At 63.5% G+C, this 1138-nt stretch carries 1 protein-coding gene; it reads left to right on the forward strand.

Annotation, left to right across the window (positions count from 1 at the left end; all coding sequences use genetic code 11):
* Positions 1–207 precede the first annotated feature (207 nt).
* Positions 208–804 carry an SMI1/KNR4 family protein gene (locus ACIBJF_RS53550; protein WP_399185137.1) on the forward strand — a complete coding sequence of 199 codons (597 nt, stop codon included), beginning with the start codon at positions 208–210 and terminating at the stop codon, positions 802–804.
* Positions 805–1138: the final 334 nt, after the last annotated feature.

A 1138-nucleotide genomic window follows, 5' to 3' on the forward strand; every position in this document is an offset into this window, starting at 1 on the left:
GAGCCTCGAAGATCATGGCCCCAACGTCGTGCTTTACCGGGCAGGTCCACAGACTGCCCGACGCGCCGGAAGCTTACGGGGCCATGATCACTCGCCCCATGGCAGCTCCCGCCCAAAAGCCGCTCCACCGACCTTGGCGTGGCAGGCAGGCGGCTGATCCATAAAGTTGGCGGCGCAGAACACCGCTGACCAGCCTTGGAGCAGTGCATGTCCTCGTTGGATGAGTTGCAGGCCCTATTGGGGGCGCCTGCCCACCGGCAACCGAACCCAGACGACTGGGACGAAGTCGAGCAACACGTAGGCTCCGCTTTGCCTAGCGACTTCAAAGCGTTCCTGAACGCCTACGGCAGCGGGGTCATATCCGGCGAGCTCGTTGTCTTCCACCCCTCTGGATCAAGCCCGCTGCTGGAGCGCATGCACAAGACGCACCAGAGGTTCACCGAGCGCCGAGACAGGGCCCTGAGGCACGGCGACTCCGGGCATATCCCGTACCCCTTCCACCCTGAACCTGCTGGGCTGATCTCCTGGGGATACGACTACAGCGGCGACGAGCACTTCTTCCTGCCCTGCGACCCGGACCCGGACCGGTGGAAGATCGTCACGATGGCCCACGAAGAGGGCTGCGAGACCTTCGATGGCCCGTTCTCAAGCTTCGCCCTCATGTTCGTGCAGCGGCTGCTTGACGTGGACCGGTACCACGGCATCGAACCGGAAGCCCTGGAGTTCCTAGAACCGGAAGACCTGGACGAATTGGTGGCCAACGGCGAGATCGGCCCCGTTCAGCCGAGCTTCAAGCCGTGCTGAGCGGAGCGCCGGGGTCGACGGCTCGACTCGTCGACCCTGGGCCGTCTCCGGGCCGTCCGGTGATGACCAACGTTGACAGACAACGCCGACTGGCACCGACGTCAGTGCAGGTGGAAAAGGATGGGATGCTGTAGGGGGCCAGGTGACAGACTGGCGGCATCACTTCCAGAAGAACTGATCGAGTACCGCATGCGCCCTTGACTCGGTCATTGAAACTCCAGCCCAAGCCGTTGCGCCGACCTAGACGAGTCTTTCCGAACACGGTCAGTGGTCGTAGGCGGTCAGTGACCGGCTGACCGTCTGCCCGGTCTGGAAGTTGTGCCAAATCGCGGCG

The organism is Streptomyces sp. NPDC050743 (assembly GCF_044456925.1).
GTDB lineage: Bacteria > Actinomycetota > Actinomycetes > Streptomycetales > Streptomycetaceae > Streptomyces.